At 55.5% G+C, this 400-nt stretch carries 1 rRNA gene; it reads left to right on the top strand.

Annotation, left to right across the window (positions count from 1 at the left end):
• Nucleotides 1–400: ribosomal RNA gene (locus F1003_RS18490) — 23S ribosomal RNA — on the top strand; the annotation flags it as partial.

Genomic DNA, 400 nt, shown 5'->3' with positions numbered 1-400 from the left:
GCTGGTTCTCCCCGAAATGCATTTAGGTGCAGCGTCGTGTGTTTCTTGCCGGAGGTAGAGCACTGGATAGGCGATGGGCCCTACCGGGTTACTGACCTTAGCCAAACTCCGAATGCCGGTAAGTGAGAGCGCGGCAGTGAGACTGTGGGGGATAAGCTCCATGGTCGAGAGGGAAACAGCCCAGAGCATCGACTAAGGCCCCTAAGCGTGTGCTAAGTGGGAAAGGATGTGGAGTCGCAGAGACAACCAGGAGGTTGGCTTAGAAGCAGCCATCCTTGAAAGAGTGCGTAATAGCTCACTGGTCAAGTGATTCCGCGCCGACAATGTAGCGGGGCTCAAGCACACCGCCGAAGTCATGTCATTGCAGTATGTACTCCTAACGGGGACTGTGATGGGTAGG

It is taken from the genome of Winogradskyella ouciana, assembly GCF_009709615.1.
Taxonomy (GTDB): domain Bacteria; phylum Bacteroidota; class Bacteroidia; order Flavobacteriales; family Flavobacteriaceae; genus Winogradskyella; species Winogradskyella ouciana.
Note: the sequence above shows the minus strand (reverse complement) of the source record. Positions and strands in the feature narration are given on the sequence as shown.